This is a genomic window from Rhodococcus sp. EPR-134 (assembly GCF_001647205.1).
Lineage (GTDB): Bacteria > Actinomycetota > Actinomycetes > Mycobacteriales > Mycobacteriaceae > Rhodococcus_F > Rhodococcus_F qingshengii.
The window spans coordinates 1-2,943 of the sequence record NZ_LVCT01000143.1 but is presented as its reverse complement, the minus strand read 5'-3'; the positions used below and the strand labels follow the sequence as shown (position 1 = coordinate 2,943).

The following is a 2,943-nucleotide window of genomic DNA, read 5'->3' as shown; positions in this document are numbered from 1 at the left end:
GACCACCGCCGCACACTTCGCCGCTCCTCCGCGTCGACGCCTCGCCATGGCAATGGCGGCTGTGCGGTCGCGTCAAAGCTTGGACGAGGCAGCAGGATGGTTGGCCCCTACCGGCGGAGCGCACCTGCGGTCCGGCGCGGAGATGGCGGCACTGTTCTCGCTCTATCCCGAGGCTGTCAGTGGTGCCGCCGATCTTGGTCGTGAGTGCGCTTTCGATCTCAAGCTCATCGCGCCCAAATTGCCACCGTTCGACGTGCCAGCCGGGCATACCGAGGCGTCGTGGTTGCGTGAGCTCACCATGGTGGGGGCGCTGGAACGCTACGGACCGCCGGAAGGTGCACCGAAGGCATACAAACAGCTCGAACATGAACTTGCCATCATCGAGGGATTGAACTTTCCCGGATATTTCCTGGTGGTGCATGACATCGTGTCGTTCTGCAAGAACAACGACATCCTCTGTCAGGGAAGAGGTTCCGCTGCGAACTCGGCGGTGTGTTACGCGATCGGCATCACCAATGTCGATCCGGTTCGCAACAAACTGCTGTTCGAGAGGTTTCTTGCGCCTGAACGTGACGGCCCGCCGGACATCGACGTGGACATCGAGTCCGACCGCCGGGAAGAGGTGATCCAGCACGTGTACGCGAAGTACGGGCGTACGTATGCCGCGCAGGTAGCCAATGTCATCACCTATCGAGGAAAGTCGTCGGTGCGGGACATGGCTCGGGCGCTGGGCTTTTCGCAGGGCCAGCAAGATGCGTGGAGTAAGCAGGTCGGCCGGTGGGGCGGTATCGACAAGAATGCGGATACCGATATTCCGCGTCCGGTACTCGAACTGGCGGCGCAGATCGAAGGCTATCCGCGGCACCTCGGTATCCACTCGGGCGGCATGGTCATCTGCGATCGTCCCATCTCCGACGTCTGTCCGGTGGAGTGGGCGCGAATGGCCAATCGTAGTGTCCTGCAGTGGGACAAGGACGACTGTGCTGCCGCTGGGCTGGTCAAATTCGACCTGCTCGGCCTCGGCATGCTTTCTGCTTTGCACTACATGATGGATCTGGTGGCCGAACACAAAGGCATCACAGTCGATCTGGCGCAACTCGATCTGTCGGAAACGGCGGTGTACGAGATGCTGCAGCGGGCAGATTCGGTGGGGGTGTTCCAAGTGGAATCACGTGCGCAGATGGCGACACTGCCGCGTCTGAAGCCTCGAAACTTCTACGACCTGGTAGTCGAGGTCGCGCTCATCCGTCCGGGGCCGATTCAAGGCGGATCAGTGCATCCGTACATTCGTCGGCGCAACAAACTCGAACCTGTGTCCTACGACCATCCGTCGCTCGAGAAGGCACTCGAACGCACGTTGGGGGTTCCGCTGTTCCAGGAACAGTTGATGCAGATGGCCGTCGACGTTGCGGGCTTCACGCCGTCCGAGGCCGATCAATTGCGTCGGGCAATGGGATCGAAACGCTCCACCGAGAAGATGGAACAACTGCGCGCGAGGTTCTATCAGGGCATGCGAGACCTACACGGCATCGGTGACGAGGTTGCCGACCGGATCTACGAAAAGCTGTATGCATTCGCTAATTTCGGTTTCCCGGAAAGCCATTCACAGAGTTTTGCCGCGCTGGTCTTCTACTCCTCGTGGTTCAAACTTCATCATCCCGCTGCGTTCTGCGCCGGACTTCTGCGCGCGCAGCCCATGGGTTTCTACTCGCCGCAGTCCTTGGTTGCCGATGCGCGCCGGCACGGAGTGCAGGTACACGGTGCAGACATCAATGTCAGCCTCGCGCATGCCACCGTCGAGGCAGGTGGATTCGAGGTTCGGCTGGGGCTGGGGGAAGTGCGCAACATCGGCGATGCACTCGCCGAGAAAATTGTCGAACAGCGCGACCTCGGTGGACCGTTCACGTCGTTTCTCGATCTGACCGGGCGGGTGGAACTGACTACCGCACAAGCTGAATCGCTGGCGACCGCCGGTGCGCTAGCCAGCTTCGGTATCTCGCGTAGAGAAGCGCTGTGGGCAGCGGGCGCTGCGGCGGGGGAGCGCCCCGACCGCTTGCCCGGTATCGGTGCGTCGGTCACAGCTCCCACCCTGCCCGGCATGAGCGACGTCGAATTGGCGGCAGCGGATGTCTGGGCGACAGGAGTATCTCCCGACACCTACCCGACACAATTCCTCCGCCCACAGCTCGACGCGCTCGGCGTGGTGCCGGCGTCGAGACTTCTCGACATCCCGGACGGTGACCGTGTGCTGGTGGGGGGAGCAGTCACACACCGGCAGCGTCCGGCCACAGCTGCGGGCGTCACGTTCATCAACCTCGAGGACGAAACCGGCATGGTCAACGTCGTGTGTTCGGTGGGGTTGTGGGCAAAGTACCGAAAATTGGCAAATACGGCGCCGGCGTTGCTTATTCGAGGGAAGGTGCAGAATGCAGAAGGCGCTGTCACCGTCGTGGCAGACCGGATGCAGCTGATGGATCTGCGAGTCACGGCCAAATCGCGAGACTTCCGTTAACGCCTGATTCTGGCCACCGTGTTAGTGCCGAGAGACAGTTTTGTGCCGAGAGGACAAATGTGGAGCTCAACTCTGACCTCCGAGCATATGGTGCGGGTCACATTTGCTCCCTAGGGTTGTCGCTTGAACGCGATCGATTCACCACACGCAGCCGCGGTCAGTTGCCTTGCGCGTGAATATCGTCGCCTTCCAAACGCGCTGAACCAAAAGCACTTCGAGTCGAAGAGGAACTTCATGAGCACAGCGATTCTCGTCGCACACGTACACCCCGCCGATCCGTCTTCGGAGGATGCGTTCAACCGCTGGTACGACGACGTGCATATTCCGCAGGTCGTCGAACGAGTGCCCGGAGTTGTCTCCGCCTCCAGATTCTTCCTGGCGGATGTGCAGTTGCTGCCCGAGGATGCATTGCCCGCGCGCCGCTACCTGAG

1 protein-coding gene and 1 pseudogene are annotated in these 2,943 nt (G+C 61.1%); both read left to right on the top strand.

The annotated features are described in order from the left end of the window. The coding region (locus A2J01_RS06475) for an error-prone DNA polymerase (protein ID WP_064112339.1) at positions 1 to 2,512 on the top strand (2,512 nt) is incomplete at its 5' end. 234 nt (positions 2,513 to 2,746) lie between these two features. After that, a pseudogene (locus A2J01_RS06470) lies at positions 2,747 to 2,943 on the top strand (hypothetical protein); the annotation flags it as partial.